At 68.8% G+C, this 19,877-nt stretch carries 22 protein-coding genes; 5 read left to right on the forward strand and 17 right to left on the reverse strand.

Annotated elements, in window-relative coordinates:
• Window positions 1-35: 35 nt before the first annotated feature.
• Together ABB22_RS02895 and ABB22_RS02900 are read right to left on the reverse strand one after the other, a co-directional pair.
• The gene (locus ABB22_RS02895; protein WP_057505044.1) at window positions 36-848 is read right to left on the reverse strand and encodes a YggS family pyridoxal phosphate-dependent enzyme; all 813 of its coding nucleotides are present in this window, start codon (window positions 846-848) and stop codon (window positions 36-38) included.
• Window positions 845-2,083, reverse strand: coding sequence for a benzoate/H(+) symporter BenE family transporter (locus tag ABB22_RS02900; protein ID WP_055769360.1), 1,239 nt, complete (start codon window positions 2,081-2,083; stop codon window positions 845-847). The genes ABB22_RS02895 and ABB22_RS02900 overlap by 4 nt, the downstream gene beginning before the upstream one ends.
• 110 nt (window positions 2,084-2,193) lie before the next feature.
• Here ABB22_RS02900 and pdxR point away from each other — a divergent pair, with 110 nt between their 5' ends.
• Window positions 2,194-3,675, forward strand: coding sequence for a MocR-like pyridoxine biosynthesis transcription factor PdxR (gene pdxR, locus ABB22_RS02905; RefSeq protein WP_055769363.1), 1,482 nt, complete (start codon window positions 2,194-2,196; stop codon window positions 3,673-3,675).
• A 78-nt stretch (window positions 3,676-3,753) separates the two neighbouring features.
• Here pdxR and ggt read toward each other — a convergent pair whose 3' ends face one another.
• The 5 genes from ggt to rsmD form a co-directional block, all read right to left on the reverse strand.
• Window positions 3,754-5,499, reverse strand: a complete 1,746-nt coding sequence (gene ggt, locus ABB22_RS02910; RefSeq protein ID WP_055769365.1) for a gamma-glutamyltransferase — start codon at window positions 5,497-5,499, stop codon at window positions 3,754-3,756.
• A complete protein-coding gene (locus ABB22_RS02915) occupies window positions 5,496-5,780 on the reverse strand; it encodes a YfhL family 4Fe-4S dicluster ferredoxin (protein ID WP_055769366.1) in 285 nt (94 codons plus the stop codon). The genes ggt and ABB22_RS02915 overlap by 4 nt, the downstream gene beginning before the upstream one ends.
• Window positions 5,781-5,906: 126 nt before the next feature.
• Entirely contained in the window at window positions 5,907-6,398 is a 492-nt protein-coding gene (locus tag ABB22_RS02920; RefSeq protein WP_055769368.1) for a hypothetical protein, read from the reverse strand.
• A 44-nt stretch (window positions 6,399-6,442) separates the two neighbouring features.
• Window positions 6,443-6,949, reverse strand: coding sequence for a pantetheine-phosphate adenylyltransferase (gene coaD, locus ABB22_RS02925; protein WP_055769370.1), 507 nt, complete (start codon window positions 6,947-6,949; stop codon window positions 6,443-6,445).
• Window positions 6,946-7,590 carry a 16S rRNA (guanine(966)-N(2))-methyltransferase RsmD gene (rsmD, locus tag ABB22_RS02930; RefSeq protein WP_055769372.1) on the reverse strand — a complete coding sequence of 215 codons (645 nt, stop codon included), beginning with the start codon at window positions 7,588-7,590 and terminating at the stop codon, window positions 6,946-6,948. The genes coaD and rsmD overlap by 4 nt, the downstream gene beginning before the upstream one ends.
• Before the next feature lie 180 nt (window positions 7,591-7,770).
• Between rsmD and htpG the strand changes: the two genes are divergently transcribed.
• A complete protein-coding gene (gene htpG / locus ABB22_RS02935; RefSeq protein WP_057505045.1) occupies window positions 7,771-9,669 on the forward strand; it encodes a molecular chaperone HtpG in 1,899 nt (632 codons plus the stop codon).
• A gap of 169 nt (window positions 9,670-9,838) precedes the next feature.
• Here htpG and ABB22_RS02940 read toward each other — a convergent pair whose 3' ends face one another.
• Window positions 9,839-10,138 (reverse strand): hypothetical protein, encoded by a 300-nt coding sequence (locus ABB22_RS02940; protein WP_055769375.1) that lies wholly within the window; start codon window positions 10,136-10,138, stop codon window positions 9,839-9,841.
• Between the two features lie 110 nt (window positions 10,139-10,248).
• Between ABB22_RS02940 and ftsY the strand changes: the two genes are divergently transcribed.
• The 3 genes from ftsY to ABB22_RS02955 all read left to right on the forward strand — a co-directional run bounded on the left by ftsY (window position 10,249) and on the right by ABB22_RS02955 (window position 12,935).
• Entirely contained in the window at window positions 10,249-11,463 is a 1,215-nt protein-coding gene (gene ftsY / locus ABB22_RS02945) for a signal recognition particle-docking protein FtsY (protein ID WP_055769377.1), read from the forward strand.
• A gap of 106 nt (window positions 11,464-11,569) precedes the next feature.
• Window positions 11,570-12,628, forward strand: coding sequence for an A/G-specific adenine glycosylase (mutY, locus tag ABB22_RS02950; protein WP_152984010.1), 1,059 nt, complete (start codon window positions 11,570-11,572; stop codon window positions 12,626-12,628).
• A 31-nt stretch (window positions 12,629-12,659) separates the two neighbouring features.
• Entirely contained in the window at window positions 12,660-12,935 is a 276-nt protein-coding gene (locus ABB22_RS02955; RefSeq protein ID WP_055769381.1) for an oxidative damage protection protein, read from the forward strand.
• Between the two features lie 62 nt (window positions 12,936-12,997).
• Here ABB22_RS02955 and ABB22_RS02960 read toward each other — a convergent pair whose 3' ends face one another.
• The 9 genes from ABB22_RS02960 to sdhC all read right to left on the reverse strand — a co-directional run bounded on the left by ABB22_RS02960 (window position 12,998) and on the right by sdhC (window position 19,873).
• Window positions 12,998-13,462: a DUF6491 family protein gene (locus ABB22_RS02960; protein WP_055769383.1), complete on the reverse strand. Its 465-nt coding sequence runs from the start codon at window positions 13,460-13,462 to the stop codon at window positions 12,998-13,000.
• Between the two features lie 131 nt (window positions 13,463-13,593).
• The gene (locus ABB22_RS02965; RefSeq protein WP_055769385.1) at window positions 13,594-14,475 is read right to left on the reverse strand and encodes an ATP-binding cassette domain-containing protein; all 882 of its coding nucleotides are present in this window, start codon (window positions 14,473-14,475) and stop codon (window positions 13,594-13,596) included.
• The gene (locus tag ABB22_RS02970; protein WP_055769387.1) at window positions 14,468-15,709 is read right to left on the reverse strand and encodes a lipoprotein-releasing ABC transporter permease subunit; all 1,242 of its coding nucleotides are present in this window, start codon (window positions 15,707-15,709) and stop codon (window positions 14,468-14,470) included. Before ABB22_RS02970 ends, ABB22_RS02965 begins: the two co-directional genes overlap by 8 nt.
• Window positions 15,710-15,753: 44 nt before the next feature.
• Window positions 15,754-16,182: a hypothetical protein gene (locus ABB22_RS02975; RefSeq protein WP_055769389.1), complete on the reverse strand. Its 429-nt coding sequence runs from the start codon at window positions 16,180-16,182 to the stop codon at window positions 15,754-15,756.
• Window positions 16,133-16,387 carry an FAD assembly factor SdhE gene (locus ABB22_RS02980; RefSeq protein WP_055769391.1) on the reverse strand — a complete coding sequence of 85 codons (255 nt, stop codon included), beginning with the start codon at window positions 16,385-16,387 and terminating at the stop codon, window positions 16,133-16,135. Before ABB22_RS02980 ends, ABB22_RS02975 begins: the two co-directional genes overlap by 50 nt.
• 112 nt (window positions 16,388-16,499) lie before the next feature.
• Window positions 16,500-17,285: a succinate dehydrogenase iron-sulfur subunit gene (locus tag ABB22_RS02985; RefSeq protein ID WP_055769393.1), complete on the reverse strand. Its 786-nt coding sequence runs from the start codon at window positions 17,283-17,285 to the stop codon at window positions 16,500-16,502.
• Between the two features lie 18 nt (window positions 17,286-17,303).
• Entirely contained in the window at window positions 17,304-19,094 is a 1,791-nt protein-coding gene (gene sdhA, locus ABB22_RS02990) for a succinate dehydrogenase flavoprotein subunit (protein ID WP_055769396.1), read from the reverse strand.
• 3 nt (window positions 19,095-19,097) lie between these two features.
• The gene (gene sdhD, locus ABB22_RS02995; protein ID WP_055769397.1) at window positions 19,098-19,481 is read right to left on the reverse strand and encodes a succinate dehydrogenase, hydrophobic membrane anchor protein; all 384 of its coding nucleotides are present in this window, start codon (window positions 19,479-19,481) and stop codon (window positions 19,098-19,100) included.
• Window positions 19,478-19,873 carry a succinate dehydrogenase, cytochrome b556 subunit gene (gene sdhC, locus ABB22_RS03000; RefSeq protein WP_055769400.1) on the reverse strand — a complete coding sequence of 132 codons (396 nt, stop codon included), beginning with the start codon at window positions 19,871-19,873 and terminating at the stop codon, window positions 19,478-19,480. The genes sdhD and sdhC overlap by 4 nt, the downstream gene beginning before the upstream one ends.
• Window positions 19,874-19,877: the final 4 nt, after the last annotated feature.

The following is a 19,877-nucleotide window of genomic DNA, read 5'->3' on the forward strand; positions in this document are numbered from 1 at the left end:
CGCAATGCCCGGTGCCGCGGGGAAATGGCACGGCTTCAGGGAGCGGAGACCGCGTCCCCGGCATCCGGCCAGTAATGGCTGTCGGGGGTGTCGCGCGCGCCGAAGATGGCCTGGCCGACGCGCACCACGGTGGCGCCTTCCTCGATGGCGATCTCGAAATCGCCGGACATGCCCATCGACAGCTCCTCCAGGCCGATGCCGTCCGGCGCGTCCTGGCGCAGCCGGTCGCGCAGCCCGCGCAGGCGCACGAAGCAGGCGCGCACCCGTTCGGTGTCGTCGGAGAACAGCGCCAGGGTCATCAGCCCGCGCACGCGCAGGGCCGGAAACCGCGGCAGTTCGCGGATAAAGGCCGCCACGTCATCCGGCGCCAAGCCGTACTTGCTGGCTTCCTCGGACGTGTTGACCTGCACGAACACGTCCAGCGTGCGGCCCTCCAGCTGCAGGCGGCGGTCCAGGGTCTCGGCCAGGCGCAGGCTGTCCAGCGCCTGGAACTCGCTGGCGAAGCGCGCCACCAGCTTGGCCTTGTTGGTCTGCAGGTGGCCGATCACCGACCAGCGCAGGTCGCCCAAGTCCTGCATCGCCTCCCACTTGTGGTGCGCCTCCTGCACCTTGTTCTCGCCCAGCAGCCGGCACCCTGCCGCATGCGCCAGGCGCAGGCTCGCCTCCGGCTTGGTCTTGCTCACCGGCAACAGGCGCACGCCGGCCGGGTCGCGCCCGACGCGCCGGCAGGCCGCGTCGATGCGCGCCTGCACCGCCGCCAGGTTGCGGCGGAAATCCTCCACCGTGAGCGCCTGCGGGTAACGGCCATGCCGTTCGTGGGAAGTGCCGGTAACGGACGTCGCGCTCATGGGCCCGGCACTCCCGCGCCCGCTACCGCTGCCTGCCGCTTCGGCCGCGCCGGCATCCGGCCATTGAGCAGCAGGTGCGCCAGCAGCCCGATCAGCAGCCCCCAGAACGCACCGCCGATGCCGAACAGGGTGATGTTGGCGGCCGCGGCGAGGAACGTGATCAACGCCGCCTCGCGGCTGCGCGCATCGGCCACTGCGGCAGCCAGGCTGCCGCCAAGGGTGCCGAGCAGGGCCAGCCCCGCCAGCGTGGTGATGAAGACCGCCGGCAAGGCCATGAACAACGCGGCCAGCGTCACCCCGAACACGCCGACGAGAAGGTAGAACACGCCGGCGGCGACACCGGCGATCCAGCGCCTGGAAGGGTCTTCGTGCGCTTCCGGCCCGGTGCAGATCGCCGCGGTGATCGCGGAGATGTTGAAGGCATGCGAGCCGAACGGCGCCATCAGCAGCGAACCGAATCCGGTCGCGGTGACGATGGGATCGGCGCTGGTCCTGAAACCGTCGTTGCGCAGCACCAGCATGCCCGGCATGTACTGCCCGGTCAGGGTGATCAGGAACAGCGGCAACGCCACGCCCAGCAGCGCATTGAGGGTGAACACCGGCAGGGTGAACACCGGCGCGGCCAGGCGCAGCTCCAGCCCCGACAGATCAAGCCGCCCCTGTACCAGCAGCACCGCCAGCCCCGTCAACAGGATGCCGACCACGGCATAGCGCGCGGTGAACCGCCGGAGCACCGCATAAGCCAGGATCAACGCCCCGGCCAGCAGCGGATCGACATCCAGCCCGGCGAATGCCCTGGTCCCGAACTGCAGCAGGATGCCCGCCAGCAGGCCGGCGGCCACGCCCGGCGGTACCAGCCGGATCACCCGCTCGAACCAGCCCGACAGGCCAAGCGCGACGAAGGCCGCCGCCGAGACCATGAAAGCGCCCACCGCTTCGGCCCACGGCGTGGTCGCCAGCACGGTGACCAGGAACGCGGCGGCCGGCGTGGACCATGCGGTGATGATCGGCTCGCGGTAGCGCCAGCTCAGCAGCAGCCCGGTCACCCCGACCCCGATGGAAATGGACCATACCCAGGAAGCGGTCAGCGCCGGCCCCAGGCCGGCCGCTTTCGCGGCCTGGAACACCAGGATGAAGGTTCCGCCGTAGTTGACGATCACCGACACCAGCCCGGCCATGACCGGGTGCGGCAGGTCGCGCAGGCGCAGAGGAACAAGGGGCTGTGGTGACGACATGGACGGAACCGGACTCCTGGCGGCGGTTGACGGAATGGATCGCGAGGCTGTTTTATAGCCGCGCAATGGACTGATTTACCCATCCATTCAAGACAAGGAGTACCAGCCAATTGTTCAGGCATGCGCAGCTCGAATCGGTGAAGGCATGGATCGGCGATCCGGCGCATGCCGCCCTGCCGCTGCACGCCCGCATCCAGCGCGCCATCCGCCAGCTGATCCTCGATGGCGCGATCAACGTGGGCCGTCCCTTGCCGGCCTCGCGCGCGCTGGCCCGGTCGCTGGCGGTTTCCCGCGATACCGTCGAGGCGGCCTACGGCCAGCTGCATGCCGAGGGCTTCATCGAACGGCGCGTGGGCAGCGGCAGCTTCGTTTCCGAGCGCGTGCGCCAACGCCGTGCCGGGGCCAGGCGCACGCCCGCGTACGCAACGCCCTCCCCCGGCCTGAGCCGGCGCGGCGCCATGCTGTTCCACAACGGCGGCGTGCGCGATTTCCTCGCGCCGCGCGCCTTCGCGCCCGGCCTGCCCGAGACCCGGCACTTCCCGCTGCAGACCTGGGAACGCCTGCAGCGCCAGGTACTGAAGGAACACGGCACCCGCGCCCTGCTGCACAGCCCGCCGCAGGGCGTGGAAACGCTGCGCAGCGCCATCGCCGACTACGTCAACCTCGAGCGCGGCGCCCGCGCCACGGCCGACCGCGTGCTGGTACTGACCAGTTCGCAGCAAGCGCTGGCCCTGTGCGCCCATGTACTGCTCGATGCCGGCGACCGCGTCCTCATCGAGGATCCGGCCTACCACGGCGCGCGCCGCGCCTTCGATGCCGCCGGCCTGGAGTGCGTCCCCATTCCGGTGGACGCCGACGGCATGTGCGTGCAGCGGCTGCACGATGCGGCGCCGGACGCGCGGGCCGTGTTCCTTACTCCCTCGCACCAGTTCCCGACCGGCGCCACGCTGGCGCTGGACCGGCGCCTGGCCGTCATCGAATGGGCCCACCGGCACGACGCCTGGATCATCGAGGACGACTACGACAGCGAGTTCCACTACGCCGGCAAGCCCACCGCCTGCGTGCAGGGGCTCGATCCGCACGAGCGGACGATCTACGTCGGCACCTTCACCAAGTCGCTGTTCCCCGGCCTGCGCATCGGCTACATGGTCCTGCCGCCGGCGCTGGTGGAACCGATGACCGTGGCCCGCACCCTGCTGGACGGCCACAGCGCGCCGGTCCCGCAGCTGACCCTGGCGCGTTTCATCGAGGGCGGCCATTTCGGCGCCCATGTACGCGCCATGCGCACGCTCTACGGCGAGCGCCGCGACCTGCTGGCGCGGCTCGTCCACCAGCATCTCGGCCACCACCTGCAGCCGCGCGTGCCGGCCGGCGGCATGCAGATGCCGTGCATCCTCACCTGCGGCCTGTCCGAGGCCAGGGCGGTGCACGCCGCACGCCACGCCGGCATCGACCTGCTGGGACTGGGCGGCCTGCATGCCGCTTCCGCCAGCGAGGCCGGCTTCCTGATGGGCTTCGCCGCGCATGCGCCGGACGAACTGGAAGCCGCCGTACGCGGGCTGGCCGGGGTGCTCCGCGCCCTGCAGCGCTGAGCGCCTGCCCCCCCTGGAACGCGAAACCCCGCCAGGCGGCGGGGTTTCGCGCATGCATCGCGGTGCGGGAGAAACGGCTCAGTCGCCCTTGCCCATCTTGCGCACTTCGGCGCTGCCCACCGGGTTGCGCGGGTCGCTGCCGCCGCTGAGGGTATTGCTGCGACGGTCCCATTCCACCGTCTGCAGGTTGCCCCAGACGTGGCTGGAACCGCGCCCGCCCTCGGCGCTGTCGCCCGGCAGGTCGACCTTGTGGCCCATCGCCTGCAGCTGCCTGGCAACCTCCGGCGTGAACGCGCCGCTCTCGGCCGAGATCTCGTCCGGCAGCCACTGGTGGTGGTAACGCGGCAACGCGGCGACCTGCTGCGCGTCCAGCCCGGCGTCGTAGCCGAGGATGCCCAGCAGCACCATGGTGATGATTCGGCTGCCGCCCGGGGTACCGATCACGATGACCTTGTCGGCGTTCTCCATGAAGGTCGGCGTCATCGAGCTGAGCATGCGCTTGCCCGGCTTCGGCGCGTTGGCCTCGTAGCCCATCACGCCGAACGCGTTGGGCGTGCCCGGCTTGAGCGCGAAATCGTCCATCTCGTTGTTGAGCAGCACGCCGGTGCCGGCCGGGATGAAGCCCGAGCCGTACAGCAGGTTCACCGTCTGCGTGCCGCCGACGCGGTTGCCTTCGTTGTCGATGATCGAGAAATGCGTGGTCTCGTCGTCTTCCAGCGGCGTCGGGTTGCCCGACAGCAGGTCGCTCGGGGTCGCCTTCTCCGGGTGGATGGTGGCGCGCAGGCCCTGCGCGTAGTCGCGGCTGGTCAGCACCTTCTGCGGAATGTGCACGAAATCCGGATCGCCGAGGAAGAAGGTGCGGTCGCGGTAGGCGCGGCGCATCGCTTCCACCACCAGGTGGGTGCGGTGCGCGTCGTCCAGCCTGGCCAGGTCCCAGCCTTCCAGGATCTGCAGCATGGACGCCAGCGCGATGCCGCCGGAGGACGGCGGCGGCGCGGTGGTGATCTTCCAGCCGCGATAGTCGAACACGATCGGCTCGCGCGCCTTGACCGTGTAGCCGGCCAGTTCCTCGGCGGTCCACTGGCCGCCGGCCTTCTTGACGCCGGCCAGCAGTTTCTTGGCGGTCTCGCCGCGGTAGAAGCCGTCGAAGCCCTTGTCGGCCAGCAGCCGCAGGGTATGCGCCAGCTCGGGCTGCCTGAAGATGTCGCCCTCGGCGATGGGACGGCCGTTGCGCAGGTAGACCTCGCGCGTGCCGGGGTAGCGCTCCATCACCTCGCGGCGCGACGCGTAGCCGCGCGCCATGCGCGCGTATACCGGGAAGCCATCGGTGGCGATGCGGATCGCCGGCGCCAGCGATTCGGACAGCGGCAGGCGGCCGTGCTCGCGCGCGACCTGCACCAGCATCGCCGGCAGGCCCGGGATGCCGGCCGACCACGGGCCGTTGACCGAGCGGTCGCGGTCCAGGTCGCCGTTCTTGTCGAGGAAGCGCTCGGGCGTGGCCGATGCCGGCGAGGTCTCGCGCGCGTCGAGCATCACGTCCTTGCCGGTGCGCGCGTCGTGCAGCATGAACAGGCCGCCGCCGCCCAGGCCGGAGCTGATCGGCTCGACCACGGCCAGCGTGGAAGACACCGCGACCGCGGCATCGAACGCGTTGCCGCCCTTGGCCAGGATTTCCATGCCGGCCCGGGTCGCCAGCTCATGGCCGCTGGCGATCGCCGCGCCATCGGGGTGCGCGGCCAGCGCCTGCGGCGCTGTCTGCGCCGCCCACGCCGCCGGTGCCAGCACCAGCGCAAACAACAGGAAGGGACGCGCGAAACGTTTCATTCCGAGGGGGTCTCCGGTTCGTACAGTTCGGGGTGGTCGCGCTGCAGCGCATGCAGCTTGGCCAGCAGCTGGTCGTGGGTCTCGGGGATGTCCGGATCCGGATCGATGCACTCGACCGGGCACACCACCACGCATTGCGGCTCGTCGAAATGACCGACGCATTCGGTGCAAAGGGCCGGATCGATCACGTAGATCGTCTCGCCCATCGAGATTGCCTTGTTCGGGCAGGCGGGCTCGCAGACGTCGCAGTTGACGCAGAGCTCATTGATTTTCAGAGACATGGAACGGCTCCATGCCCGCGCTCGCCGACGACAGGCCGGCGGCGCATGGCACCGCCGGCTGCATGCGGCCCGTTTCCGGGCCGGCAGCGGCCGGGCATGCGTCGCGCATGCCCGGCCAGACACGGGTCACTTGGCTTCAACGAAGATGTAGTCGGCGCCGGTCGGCTGCACGATGGTCTGCACGCGGGCGTTGTCGGCGGCATCGCCGATGAACACCACGCGCACGCCCTTCATCGAATCGGCTTCCACGCCCTTGAACGCGGTCTCGATCAGGTCGGCCATCTTCGACGAGGCCGAGGAACCGAAGGCCAGCATGTTGCCCGGCGACACGCCGCGGCCGATGGCGGCGGTGGCGCTTTCGACCTGGCGCGTGTACTTGTCGGCGAATTCCGGATCCGACTCCGGCACCAGGTAATACAGGAACGGGCTGTTGGTGATGTTGCCCATGTTCTGCACGGCCACGGCCTGCAGATACTTGCGCCAGCCGGCGTCGTCGTCCTTGGCCGGCGCGACCAGCGCCTGCTGCGCTTCGGCGACCGGGGCGGCCTCTTCCTTCTTGCAGGCGGTGAAGCCCAGCACCAGCGAAGCGGCAAGCATCACGCGCATCGTGTTCTTCATGGATCGTCTCCCTCTATTGGATTCGTTACAGCTGTTGGGATGGGTCAGGCGCCCGCGCGGGATTCGCGGGCCTTGCGCAGCGCTTCCAGCACCGTGGCCGGCACGAAGCCGGACACGTCGCCCCCGAGCCGGGCGATTTCGCGCACCAGCGAGGAGGAAATGAAGCTGTGCTGTTCGGACGGGGTCAGGAACAGGGTCTCGACCTCCGGGATCAGGTGGCGGTTCATGCTCGCCATCTGGAATTCGTACTCGAAATCGGACACCGCGCGCAGGCCGCGCAGCAGTACGCCGGCATGCACCGAGCGCACGAAATGCGCCAGCAGGGTGTCGAAACCAACCACCTCGACGTTGCCATGGCGCGCCAGCGCCTCGCGCGCCAGATCAACGCGCAGCTCCAGCGGCAGCGTCGGTCCCTTGGACGGGCTCTGCGCCACGCCGACCACGATCTTCTCGAACAGCGGCGCGGCCCGGTGCACCAGGTCGATATGACCATTGGTGATCGGGTCGAACGTGCCCGGATAGACGGCGATGCGCGGGTTGGACGGGGTCATGCGGACGGGGTCGCGTTCAGGTCATCGCGGAGTGTAGCAGCGGCGCGACGGTACAGGGCATAGCCCACATCGCGGGTGCCGCCCTCGCGGTGCAGGCTCCAGCCGGCGGGCACACGCGGCACCGCGCCCGACGGCGCCTCCACGTACAACCATGCATCGGCGGCCAGGTGCCGCGGCAACCGTTCGAACACCTGCGCCCACATGCCGTCGGCGAATGGCGGATCGACGAACACGATGTCGGCCTGCTGCGCCGGAGCGGTTTCCAGCCAGCGCAATGCGTCGCCGGCGGCGACCTGCACCTGCGCAGCGGCATCCAGGCGCACGACCACATCGCGCAGGGCAGCCACCAGCGCCGGATCGCGCTCGACCAGCTGCGCCGACGCCGCGCCGCGCGAGACCGCCTCCAGCCCCAGCGCGCCGCTGCCGGCGAACAGGTCCAGCACGCGCGCGCCCGGCAACTTCGGCATCAGCCAGTTGAACAGGGTCTCGCGCACGCGGTCGCTGGTCGGACGCAGCCCTTCGGCGTACGGCACCGGCAGCCGCGTATTGCGCCAGCGCCCGCCGATGATGCGCACCTGCCCTTCCCCGCCATGTGCGTGACGACGGGGAGCAGGGGCTGGAGATCGGGGCGGACGGGGCATGGGGCAAGCGCGGGAAACGGGCCGGCATGATAATGCCGAATCGACCACCGCGCCCCGCTGCGCCCGGGCGGCGCGGACGCCCCGAGCGGCCGTCGATCTTGAAATCCGCCATCGGGCCCACATCCGTGAAGCCATCGGCCGCCGCGCGCGGCCCAGGCAACCCATGGAGCGAACCCGACGATGAGCGCCGAAGCCCACAAGGAAACCCGCGGTTTCCAGACCGAGGTGAAGCAGCTGCTGCACCTGATGATCCACTCACTGTACTCGAACAAGGAAATCTTCCTGCGCGAGCTGGTCTCCAACGCCGCCGACGCCGCCGACAAGCTGCGCTTCGAGGCGCTGACCCGGCCGGAGCTGCTGGAAGGCGACGGCGCGCTGCGCATCCGCATCGAGGCCGACCCGGCTGCGCGCACCCTGACCATCGATGACAACGGCATCGGCCTGAGCCGCGACGAGGCCGTCGCGCACCTGGGCACCATCGCCAAATCCGGCACCGCCGATTTCCTGAAGAACCTGTCTGGCGACCAGAAGAAGGACGCCAACCTGATCGGCCAGTTCGGCGTGGGCTTCTATTCGGCCTTCATCGTCGCCGACCAGGTCGACGTCTACAGCCGCCGCGCCGGCCTGCCGGCCAGCGAGGGCGTGCACTGGTCCTCGCGCGGCGAAGGCGAGTTCGAGGTGGCGACCATCGACAAGCCCGGGTGCGGCACCCGCATCGTGCTGCACCTGAAGGAAGGCGAGGAAGGCTACGCCGACGGCTGGAAGCTGCGCAGCCTGGTCAAGAAGTATTCCGACCACATCGGCCTGCCGATCGAACTGCTCAAGGAAGCGCAGGGCGAAGAAGCGCCGGCCGCAGCGGAGTGGGAGGCGGTCAACAAGGCCAACGCGCTGTGGACCCGCCCCCGCGCCGAAGTCAGCGACGCCGAATACAACGAGTTCTACAAGCACATCGCCCACGACTTCAGCGACCCGCTGGCGTGGAGCCACAACAAGGTCGAGGGCAAGCTGGAATACACCTCGCTGCTGTACACGCCCGGCCGCGCGCCGTTCGACCTGTACCACCGCGACGCCGCCAAGGGCCTGAAGCTGTACGTGCAGCGCGTTTTCATCATGGACCAGGCCGAGCAGTTCCTGCCGCTGTACCTGCGTTTCATCAAGGGCGTGGTCGATTCATCCGACCTGCCGCTGAACGTCTCGCGCGAGATCCTGCAGTCCGGCCCGGTGGTCGACTCGATGAAGTCGGCGCTGACCAAGCGCGCGCTGGACATGCTGGAAAAGCTGGCCAAGGACAGGCCCGCGGACTACGCGCGGTTCTGGAAGGAGTTCGGCCAGGTACTGAAGGAAGGCCCCGCCGAGGACTTCAACAACCGCGAGAAGATCGCCGGCCTGCTGCGCTTCGCCTCCACCCACGGCGGCGACGGCGAGCAGGACGTGGCGCTGGCCGATTACGTGGGCCGCATGGTCGAAGGCCAGGACAAGATCTACTACCTCACCGGCGAGAGCCACCTGCAGGTCAAGGACAGCCCGCACCTGGAAGTGTTCCGCAAGAAGGGCATCGAAGTGCTGCTGATGACCGACCGCATCGACGAGTGGCTGATGAACTACCTGCACGAGTTCGACGGCAGGTCGTTCGTGGACGTGGCCGGCGGCGACCTGGACCTGGGCACGCTGGATTCGGAGGAAGAGAAGAAGGCGCAGGAGGAAACCGCCAAGGCCAAGGAAGGGCTGGCCGCGCGCATCAAGACCGCGCTGGGCGAGGACGTGGCCGAAGCGCGCGTGTCCCACCGCCTGACCGATTCGCCGGCGATCCTGGCCATCGGCGAGCAGGACCTCGGCCTGCAGATGCGGCAGATCCTGGAAGCCAGCGGCCAGAAGGTGCCCGAAGCCAAGCCGGTGTTCGAGTTCAACCCGGGCCACCCGCTGATCGGCAAGCTCGACGACGAGCCGGACATGGACCGCTTCAACGACCTGGCCCGCGTGCTGTTCGACCAGGCCGCGCTGGCCGCCGGCGACGGCCTGAAGGATCCGGCCGCCTACGTGCGCCGGCTCAACAGGCTGCTGCTGGAACTGTCGGCCTGAGAGCAGCCTCCTTCCACGGGAGGAGGCTTCTCGTAGGAGCGGCTTCAGCCGCGATGGGGGTTCATGCGAATGCCCCTCGCGGCTGAAGCCGCTCCTACGTGGTTGCACGTCGGATACGGGCGGCCGGAGGCTTGCCCGGGCTGGATTCCGCCGCGCCGGTGGCGACCGGTCACGCGAACGCGTCGAACAGCGTCCCCAGCATCTCGTCGTTGCGCCGGATCACCACGGCATTGGCGGCAAAGGCCATTTCATAGGTCCTGGCCGCCAGCAGGTCGGCGACCATGTCCGGAGCTTCCCCGCCCGTCGTCACCTGTGCGCTGGCGCCGCCGCCGGGAAGGGCCTGCACGGCCAGCACCTGCCGCGGCCCCACCGGCGGTACCGGCTGCACGGCGATGTTCTGCGCGGCCACGCGCACGCCCATGACGGCTGTGCGCATGCCGGAGGCGGCAATGGAGGAAATCGCGTTCATGCCACTACATCGGCCGGCAATGCGCCGACTTTAGCTGTTTCACGGCCCTGCGGACCGGCCGGCCCCGACGCCGGTGGTAGCATGTGCCCCTGCCCCGGTTTTTCTCATCCATGCTCAGTTTTTTCCGTCGCAAGAAGCCCCAGGACACCCCTGCGGCCGGCAAGCCCCCGCAGTTCAGCGCCGAGGAGCTGACCTCCGCCATCCCCTCGCCCGCCGAACAGCAGGCGCCGTCCACGGAAGTCATCGATACGGCCCCCGCCGACAGCGCGGAGCCGGCGGAAGCGCCCGCAGCTCCCGAGCCCGCTTTCGAGCCTGCCCCAGCCGCCGCCCAGGCGGAAGCCGCGGCGGCCGTACCGGAAAGCGATGCCGGCCTGATCCCCGCCAATGCCGCACCGGCGGCTCCGGCCGGCAAGACCGGCTGGCGCGACCGCCTGCGCAACAGCGCCTTCGCCCGTAGTTTCGGCGGCCTGTTCTCGCGCAACCCACGGCTGGACGACGACCTGCTCGACGAGATCGAGACCGCGCTGTTGACCGCCGACGTAGGCGTCCCCGCCACCACCGCGCTGGTCGAAGACCTGCGCAGGCGCATGAAATCGCGCGAATTCGCCGACGCCAACGCGCTGCTGGCCGCGCTGCGCGCCGACCTGATCGCGCTGCTGCAGCCGGTGGCCAAGCCGCTGGTGATCGACGCCAACGCCAAACCCTTCGTGATCCTCACCGTCGGCGTCAACGGCGTCGGCAAGACCACCACCATCGGCAAGCTGGCCAAGCGCTTCAAGGACCAGGGCCACAGCCTGATGCTGGCCGCCGGTGACACCTTCCGTGCCGCCGCCGTCGCCCAGTTGCAGATCTGGGGCGAGCGCAACGGCGTGGCCGTGGTCGCCCAGGGCCAGAATGCCGACGCGGCCTCGGTCGCATTCGACGCATTGCAGGCTGGCAAGGCGCGCGGCACCAGCGTGCTGATCGCCGATACCGCCGGCCGTCTGCATACCCAGACCGGGCTGATGAACGAGCTGAGCAAGATCCGTCGCGTGCTCGGCAAGATCGACGACACCGCACCGCACGAGGTGCTGATGGTGATCGACGGCACCACCGGCCAGAACGCATTGAACCAGTTGCGCCAGTTCCATGCCGCCGCCGGCGTCACCGGCCTGGTCGTGACCAAGCTGGACGGCACGGCCAAGGGCGGCGTGGTGTTCGCGCTGGCGCGCGAGTTCGGCATCCCGATCCGCTTCGCCGGCATCGGCGAACGCCCGGAGGACCTGCGCGTGTTCGATCCGGAAGCCTTCGTCGACGCGCTGCTGCCGGAGGCGCTGGGCGCCTGAACACCGCTCGCTTCCGTAGAGCGGCTTCAATCGCGAAGGAGCTTCCCCGGTAGGGCCCCCTCGCGGCTGAAGCCGCTCCTGCGACGCTACCGCCACGATGCCCGCCATGCGCCAGCCTCTCGACACTTTCGCCACCCGCCTGCTCGCCTGGTTCGAACACCACGGCCGCCACGACCTGCCCTGGCAGCATCCGCGCACGCCATACCGGGTGTGGCTGTCGGAGATCATGCTGCAGCAGACCCAGGTCGCCACGGTCATTCCCTACTTCCTGCGCTTCGTGCAGTCGTTCCCGACCCTGCCCGACCTGGCGGCGGCCGACAACGACACGCTGATGGCGCACTGGGCCGGACTGGGCTACTACGCCCGTGCGCGCAACCTGCATGCCGCGGCCCGGCGCTGCGTCGAACTGCATGGCGGCGACCTGCCGCGCGACCTGGACGCCCTGCTGGCGCTGCCCGGCATCGGCCGCAGCACCGCCGGCGCCATCCTCAGCCAGGCCTGGAACGACCCGTTCCCGATCCTCGACGGCAACGTCAAACGCGTGTTGACCCGCTACCACGGCATCGCCGGCCATCCGGGCCTGCCCGCCGTGGAGAAGCCGCTGTGGGCGCTGGCCGCGCAGCATGTGGCCGATGTGCCTCAAGGGCGCATGGCCGACTGGACCCAGGCGCAGATGGATTTCGGCGCCACGCTGTGCACCCGCGCCAACCCGGCCTGCATCCTGTGCCCGTTGCAGGAAAGCTGCGCGGCGCATGCGCAGGGACGGGTGGATTCGCTGCCCACGCCCAAGCCCGGCAAGGTGTTGCCCGAGCGCGAGGCCAGCGCCCTGCTGCTGGAAGACGCGCAAGGCCGCATCCTGTTGTGCCGGCGGCCGCCCACCGGCATCTGGGCCTCGCTGTGGACGCTGCCGCAGGCCGATACCGATGCCGACCTGCGCACGTGGTTTGCCGGCAACATCGAGGGCGACTACGACGGCGCCAGCGAACTGCCGCCGATCGTCCACACCTTCAGCCACTACCGCCTGCACCTGCAGCCGCTGCACCTGCGCAAGGTCGCCCTGCGCGCGCGGGTGGGCGACAATGACGGCCTGCGCTGGGTCGCCCGCGCCGACCTGGCTTCGCTGGGCCTGCCGGCACCGATCCGCAAGCTGCTCGACCGCCACTGACGGCGGCCCGCTTCATCGACAGGAACACCGCATGTCCCGCTCCGTCTTCTGCCAGTACCAACAACGCGAAACCGAAGGCCTGGATTTCGTGCCTTACCCCGGCGAACTGGGCCAGCGCATCTTCGCCAACGTCGGCAAGCAGGCCTGGGCGGCATGGCTGGCGCACCAGACCATGCTGATCAACGAGAACCGGCTCTCGCCGCGCGACCCGAAGCACCGCGCGTTCCTGGAGGAAGAACTGGTCAAGTTCCTGTTCGGCGGCGGCGCGGAAAAGCCGGCCGGCTACGTCGCGCCCGAAGCCCCCTGAACGACAAGGGCGGGCGCTGTCTCCAGCCGCCCGCCCTCTGCGCACTACCGACCACGGCGACGTCAGTTGCCGCCGCTGCCCTGGTCCTCGGCACGCGCCTCGACCTTGGCGTCGCGCAGTTCCTTTTCCGAAGCGCGCAACGCCTTCACGTCCAGCGGCTGGATGCTGTCGATCCGGCACGGGATCGGCGCCATGCCGGGACTTCCGCTGCGCACGATCACCCGGTCGAACTTCGCCGATACCCGGCCCATCATGCTGGTCACGCCGATCGCCGGCGCATAGGAAAGATCCATGCACGGGCCGCTCAGGCTCAGCAGCCAGGCTTCGCTGGGCTTGGTCCAGACCGCCAGCGCGCTGTCGCCGAGTTCGGTCCAGCCGTTGAGCGAACCGAAGTACTGGAAATCCCTGACCGGCGCCCCGGCATGGGCGCGGTACAGTTCCAGCCGCTCGCTGCTGGACAGCTTGCCGGTGGTGGCGCAGCCGGCCAGGGCAGCCGCGGCGAATAGAGCAATTGCCAGACGTTTCACGACACACCTCCTGTTGGGGAATACGCCGTCATCTTGCACCCCGCCCCGTGAGGCGCAAGCGACAGTCCGGCGCCTGTTCAGCCTGCGTGCCGGATCGGAATCGGCCCGCCCACGCAGGATGCGGGACCCCATCAAACCTCGGCAGGGTCCAGCGGATGCAGGCGCGCCCCGCGCAGCTCCAGCACCCGGTCCAGCTTGCGGGCCAGGCTGCGGTCGTGGGTCACCAGCACCAGGCTGGTGCGATGCCTGCGGTTCAATTCCAGCATCAGTTCGAACACCGTCGCCGCGGTCTTGTCATCGAGGTTGCCGGTGGGTTCGTCGCCCAGAACGCAGGCCGGATTGTTGACCAGCGCACGCGCCACGGCGGCGCGCTGGCGCTCGCCGCCGGACAGTTCGCCGGGCTTGTGCTGCAGGCGATGCCCCAGCCCCACGGCCTCCAGCATCTCGGTCGCCCGTCGACGGGCGGAGGCGACCTTCCTTCGCCCGATCAAGTACGCGACGAGCCCCTTCCCCAGCAGCCCGGCCAGCAACAGGCCCAGGGCAAGCCACAGGAAAATCCAGTGCCCGCTCCTGACCGACGCCAGCGTGGCGAAGCAGACGAGCGCCACGCAGGATGCCACCCAGCCGCGGCTGTAATCACGGCCGCCCTCCTCGCCCAGCAACAGCGGCATCATCACGTTTTCCAGCGCGGTGAATTCCGGCAGCAGGTGGTGGAACTGGTAGACGAAGCCCAGCGAACTGTTGCGCAGGCGCCCGCGCTCGGCATCGGACAGGGCAGACATCTTCTGCCCCGCCACATAGACCTCGCCCGCGCTGGGCGTATCCAACCCCCCGAGCAGGTGCAGCAGCGTGCTTTTGCCGGCACCCGAAGCGCCGACGATCGCCACGGTCTCGCCCGCCCGGATGTCCAGCTCCAGCCCGTCGAACACCGGCGTCTGCATGCGCCCTTCGGCGTAGGTCTTGGCCAGCCCTTCGGCGCGGATCACCGATTCCATGCTTGCGTTCTCACTCATAGCGCAGCGCCTCCGCCGGCTGGGTGCGCGCCGCGCGCCAGGCCGGATACAGCGTTGCCAGGAAACTCATCAGCAGCGCCACCGCGGTGATCACCACGATATCGCCGGTCTGCATGTCGGTCGGCAGGCCGGTGATGTAGTACACGTCCTCCGGCAGCAGCTTTATGTCGAAGGCCGACTCGATCAGGCCGAGGATGCGCTCGAGGTTGAGCGTCAGGCTGATGCCGCCGATCACGCCGGCCACCGTGCCCATCAGCCCGATCAGGCTGCCCTGCACCATGAACACCTGCATCACTCCGCCCGGCGTCAACCCGAGCGTGCGCAGGATGGCGATGTCGGCCTGCTTGTCGGTGACCAGCATCACCTGCGAGGACACCAGGTTGAACGCGCCCATGGCCACGATCAGCGACAGCAGGATGCCCATCACCGTCTTTTCCATGCGCAGCGAGTGGTAAAGGTTGGCGTTCTCCTGGGTCCAGTCGCTGACCCGGTAATAGCCTTCCAGGTTCAGTGCCAGGTCGCGCGCCACGGTATAGGCCTGGTCCATGTCGTGCAGCTTCAGGCGCACGCCGGTCACCCCGTCCACCCGCAGCACCCGCTCCAGGTCCTGCATGTTGACGAAGGCCACGCCACGATCGACTTCGTTGGAGCCGGCCTCGAAGATGCCGCTGACCTTGAAGCGCTTGGTCCGCGCCATCGCGCCGACCGGGGTGCCCTGGATCTCGGCCAGCGTCGCCACCACGCTGTCGCCCACGTCCACGCCCAGCCATACCGCCAGTTCCTTGCCGAGAAGGATGTTGAATTCACCCGGTTGCAGGCTGTCCAGCGAGCCCTTCTGCATCTTCTCGCCCAGCACCGACACTTTCGGCTCCAGCGCCGGATCGACGCCCTGCACGATCGCTCCCTGCACGCGCGGCCCCGCCAGCATGCCCTGGATCTCGATGTAGGGCGCGGCGCCGGCCACGCGCGGATCGCGCATCGCCACGTCCACCGCGTGCTGCCAGTTGCCCATCGGCTCCCCATCGGCGCTGACGGTCGCGTGGGCCGACATCTGCAGCAGGCGGTCGCGGATTTCCTTCTGGAAACCGCTCATCACCGCCAGCGTGGTGATCAGCACCGTCACCCCGAGCGCGATGCCGAGGATCGAGGCCATGGAAATGAAGGAGATGAAACCGTTGCGGCGCTTGGCCCGCAGGTAACGCAATCCGATTGCGACGGGTAAGGGTCTGAACATGCGCGTGTGCCGGTGGAGTGGCGCCATGTTGCCATTCCCGCCCGCTAACGGGAAACGGCGCCGGCGCGCACGGCCAGTCGCAGTTCACGTCGCCGTGCGCGTGGCAGCGTGTCCGGCCAGAACAGCAGTTGCCCGCGCCGCTTCCCCTTGCGCCAGCGCAGCACCAGCAGCGGGCCGCGTTCCAGCAGCTCCAGCGCGTCGACCGCCATGCCATCGAGGCTGGCCGGGGCCGGCGCCGGCGGAACCAGCAGCTGCCGGGCCGGTTGGCCCAATCCATGCCGCGCCGCGCGCAGCCCCCAGCAGGAGACCAGCAGCGCGGCCGGCCAGGCGATCGTATCTTCCAGCTCGCAGTTCAGCAGCGCGACGGCGGCCAGCAGGCCGAGCAGCAGCAGGGCGCTGGCCTGCCAGCGCGAAGGCCGGCACTCACAGCGGAAGGGAGCGGATGTACTCCAGCAGGGTGGCCTGCTGCGCATCGGGACAGGCCTCGTAGCCCATGGACCAGCGCCACAGCTTGTCGTCTTCGGTTTCCAGAAGCTGCAGGAAAACCGCGCGTTCGACCGTCGGCGCCTGCCCCCAGCGCTGGTCGAGATAACGGCCGAACAGCTGATCCAGTTCGCGCATTCCGCGCCGGCAGCGCCAGCGCAGTTTCTTCAGTTCGATTTCGTCTTCGGGGCTCATCGCTCACCTGCCGATGCCACGACCTCGTCGTGGCGGAAACGAAAACGGCACCGGCCCGAAGGACCGGTGCCGCCATGGCCGCGATGCGCGGGGCATCGCAGAAACCGGCGCATCAGGCGCGGCGCGCCATCATCAGCTTCTTGATCTCGGCGATCGCCAGCGCCGGGTTCAGTCCCTTCGGGCAGGTCCGGGCGCAGTTCATGATGGTGTGGCAACGGTACAGCTTGAACGGATCTTCCAGATCGTCCAGGCGCGCACCGGTGTCCTCGTCACGCGAGTCGATGATCCAGCGGTAGGCCTGCAGCAGGATCGCCGGGCCCAGGTAACGCTCGCCGTTCCACCAGTAGCTCGGGCAGCTGGTCGAGCAGCAGGCGCACAGGATGCACTCGTACAGGCCGTCGAGCTTCTTGCGGTCTTCCGGCGACTGCAGGCGCTCGCGGTCCGGCGGCGCCGGGGTCTGGGTGCGGATCCACGGCTTGATCGAGGCGTACTGCGCGTAGAAGTGGGTCAGGTCCGGCACCAGGTCCTTGACCACTTCCATGTGCGGCAGCGGGTAGATCGGCACTTCGGCCTTGGCGCAGTCGCTGATGGCGCGGGTGCAGGCCAGCGTGTTGGTGCCGTCGATGTTCATCGCGCACGAACCGCAGATGCCTTCGCGGCAGGAACGGCGGAAGGTCAGGGTCGGATCGATCTCGTTCTTGATCTTGATCAGCGCGTCCAGGACCATCGGGCCGCACGCATCGAGATCGACCTCGTAGGTGTCGGTACGCGGGTTCTGGTCGTCGTCCGGGCTCCAGCGGTAGATCTTGAAGGTGCGCACGTTCTTGCCGCCGCCCTTGACGGGGAAGTGCTTGCCCTGGGTGACCCGGGAGTTCTTCGGGAGTGCAAATTCAGCCATGTTCGTAGGTTCCCCGGATCAGTAGACGCGCGGCTTCGGCGGCACGACGGCGACATCGTCGGTGAGCGTGTACATGTGCACCGGACGGTAGTCGAAGCTGCACTTGCCCTTGTCGTCGACGGTGACCAGCGTGTGCTTCATCCAGTTGGCGTCGTCGCGCTCCGGATAGTCCTCGTGGGCGTGCGCGCCACGGCTTTCCTTGCGCTGCTCGGCCGAGTTGATGGTGGCCACGGCGTTGAGCAGCAGGTTGTTCAGCTCGTAGGTCTCGATCAGGTCCGAGTTCCAGACCAGTGAACGGTCAGAGACCTTCACGTCCTGGAACGAATCGAACACTTCGGCCATCTTCCCGCAGCCCTCGGCCAGCGACTTGCTGGTGCGGAACACGGCGGCGTCGGCCTGCATCGTGCGCTGCATGCGGTCGCGGATGACCGCGGTCGGGGTGTCGCCGTTGGCGTGGCGCAGCTTGTCCAGCAGGCCCAGCGCCTTGTCGCAGACGTCGGAGGCCAGGGTCTTGTGCGGCGCGCCCGGCTTGATCGTCTCGGCGCAGCGGTTGGCCACGGCGCGGCCGAACACCACCAGGTCGAGCAGCGAGTTGGAGCCCAGGCGGTTGGCGCCGTGCACCGACACGCAGGCCGCTTCGCCGATGGCGTACAGGCCCGGCACCACCGCATCGGGGTTGTCGCCGACCTTGCGCACGACTTCGCCGTGGTAGTTGGTCGGGATGCCGCCCATGTTGTAGTGCACGGTCGGAATGACCGGGATCGGCTGCTTGTGCACGTCGACGCCGGCGAAGATGCGGGCGCTCTCGGCGATGCCCGGCAGCTTCTCGTCGATCACGCCCGGGCCCAGGTGGGTCAGGTCGAGCAGGATGTGGTCCTTGTGCTCGCCGACGCCGCGGCCTTCGCGGATCTCGATGGTCATCGAGCGCGACACCACGTCGCGCGAGGCCAGGTCCTTGTAGTGCGGCGCGTAGCGCTCCATGAAGCGCTCGCCGCTGCTGTTGCGCAGGATGCCGCCTTCGCCGCGCACGCCCTCGGTGATCAGGCAGCCGGCGCCGTAGATGCCGGTCGGGTGGAACTGCACGAACTCCATGTCCTGCAGCGGCAGGCCGGCGCGGGCCACGAGGCCGCCGCCGTCGCCGGTGCAGGTGTGCGCCGAGGTGGCGCTGAAGTAGGCGCGCCCGTAGCCGCCGGTGGCCAGCACCACGCCATGGGCGCGGAACAGGTGCAGGGTGCCCTCGGCCATGTCCAGCGCCAGCACGCCGCGGCAGACGCCCTCTTCGTCGAAGATCAGGTCGAGCGCGAAGTACTCGATCATGAACTGCGCGTTGTGCGCCAGCGACTGCTGGTACAGCGTGTGCAGCATGGCGTGGCCGGTACGGTCGGCCGCGGCGCAGGTGCGCTGCGCGGACGGGCCTTCGCCGTACTTGGTGGTCATGCCGCCGAACGGGCGCTGGTAGATCTTGCCGTCCTCGGTGCGGCTGAACGGCACGCCGTAGTGTTCCAGCTCGATGATGGCCGGGATCGCCTCGCGCACCATGTACTCGATGGCGTCCTGGTCGCCCAGCCAGTCCGAGCCCTTGATGGTGTCGTAGAAGTGGTAGCGCCAGTCGTCCTCGCCCATGTTGCCCAGCGCGGCGGAGATGCCGCCCTGCGCCGCCACGGTGTGCGAGCGGGTCGGGAAAACCTTGGTGATGCAGACGGTCTGCAGGCCCTTCTGGGCCAGGCCGAAGGTCGCGCGCAGGCCGGCGCCGCCGGCGCCGACGACCACCATGTCGACCTTGTGTTCAGTGATGTTGTAAGCGGACATGTATCAGTTCCCAAGCGCGACGCGGGCGACCGCGAAGATGCTGACGATCGCGCCGAGCACGGCGACGAACTTGACCGTGGTCTGCAGGGCCAGCGCCATCAGCGAATTGTGGATGTAGTCCTCGAGCACGACCTGCAGGCCAAGCTGCGCGTGCCAGAACATGGCGACCAGGAAGCCGACCAGCGCGATCGCGTTCCACGGCTTGGCCACGGCGGTGACGGCGGTGACGTAGTCGGCGCCGATCAGGCTCAGCACGAAGCACAGGAACCACAGGGTCAGCGCGACCAGCGCGGTGGCGGTCAGGCGCTGGTGGATGAAGTGGATGGTGCCGGACTTGGCACTGCCCAGGCCGCGCGCGTTCTTCAGGGGGGTGCGGAAATTGCTCATGCGGCGCCTCCGAAGCAGCAGACGTAGGCCCAGACCAGCGCAGTGATGACCAGCGAGCCGATCACCGACAGCCAGCTGCTGCGGATGAAGGCCGGCTTGCTGTAGCCGATGGCGAAGTCCTGGACGATGTGGCGGATGCCGTTGCACAGGTGGTAGGCGAAGCACCAGGTCCAGCCGAACAGGATCACCTTGCCGTACCACGCGCCGGCGTGGGTGGTGAAGCAGTTCCAGGACTCGGGGCCCATCATCAGGGCGAGCAGGCCGCCGGCAATGATCAGGGCTCCGACGGACAGAACGATGCCGCTGGCTCGATGCAGGATCGAGGTGGCCATCTGGATCTGCCAGCGATACACCTGCAGGTGCGGAGAAAGGGGGCGGGGTCTGTTCGCCATTCGC

The sequence above is a fragment of the Stenotrophomonas nitritireducens genome, assembly GCF_001431425.1.
GTDB lineage: Bacteria > Pseudomonadota > Gammaproteobacteria > Xanthomonadales > Xanthomonadaceae > Stenotrophomonas > Stenotrophomonas nitritireducens.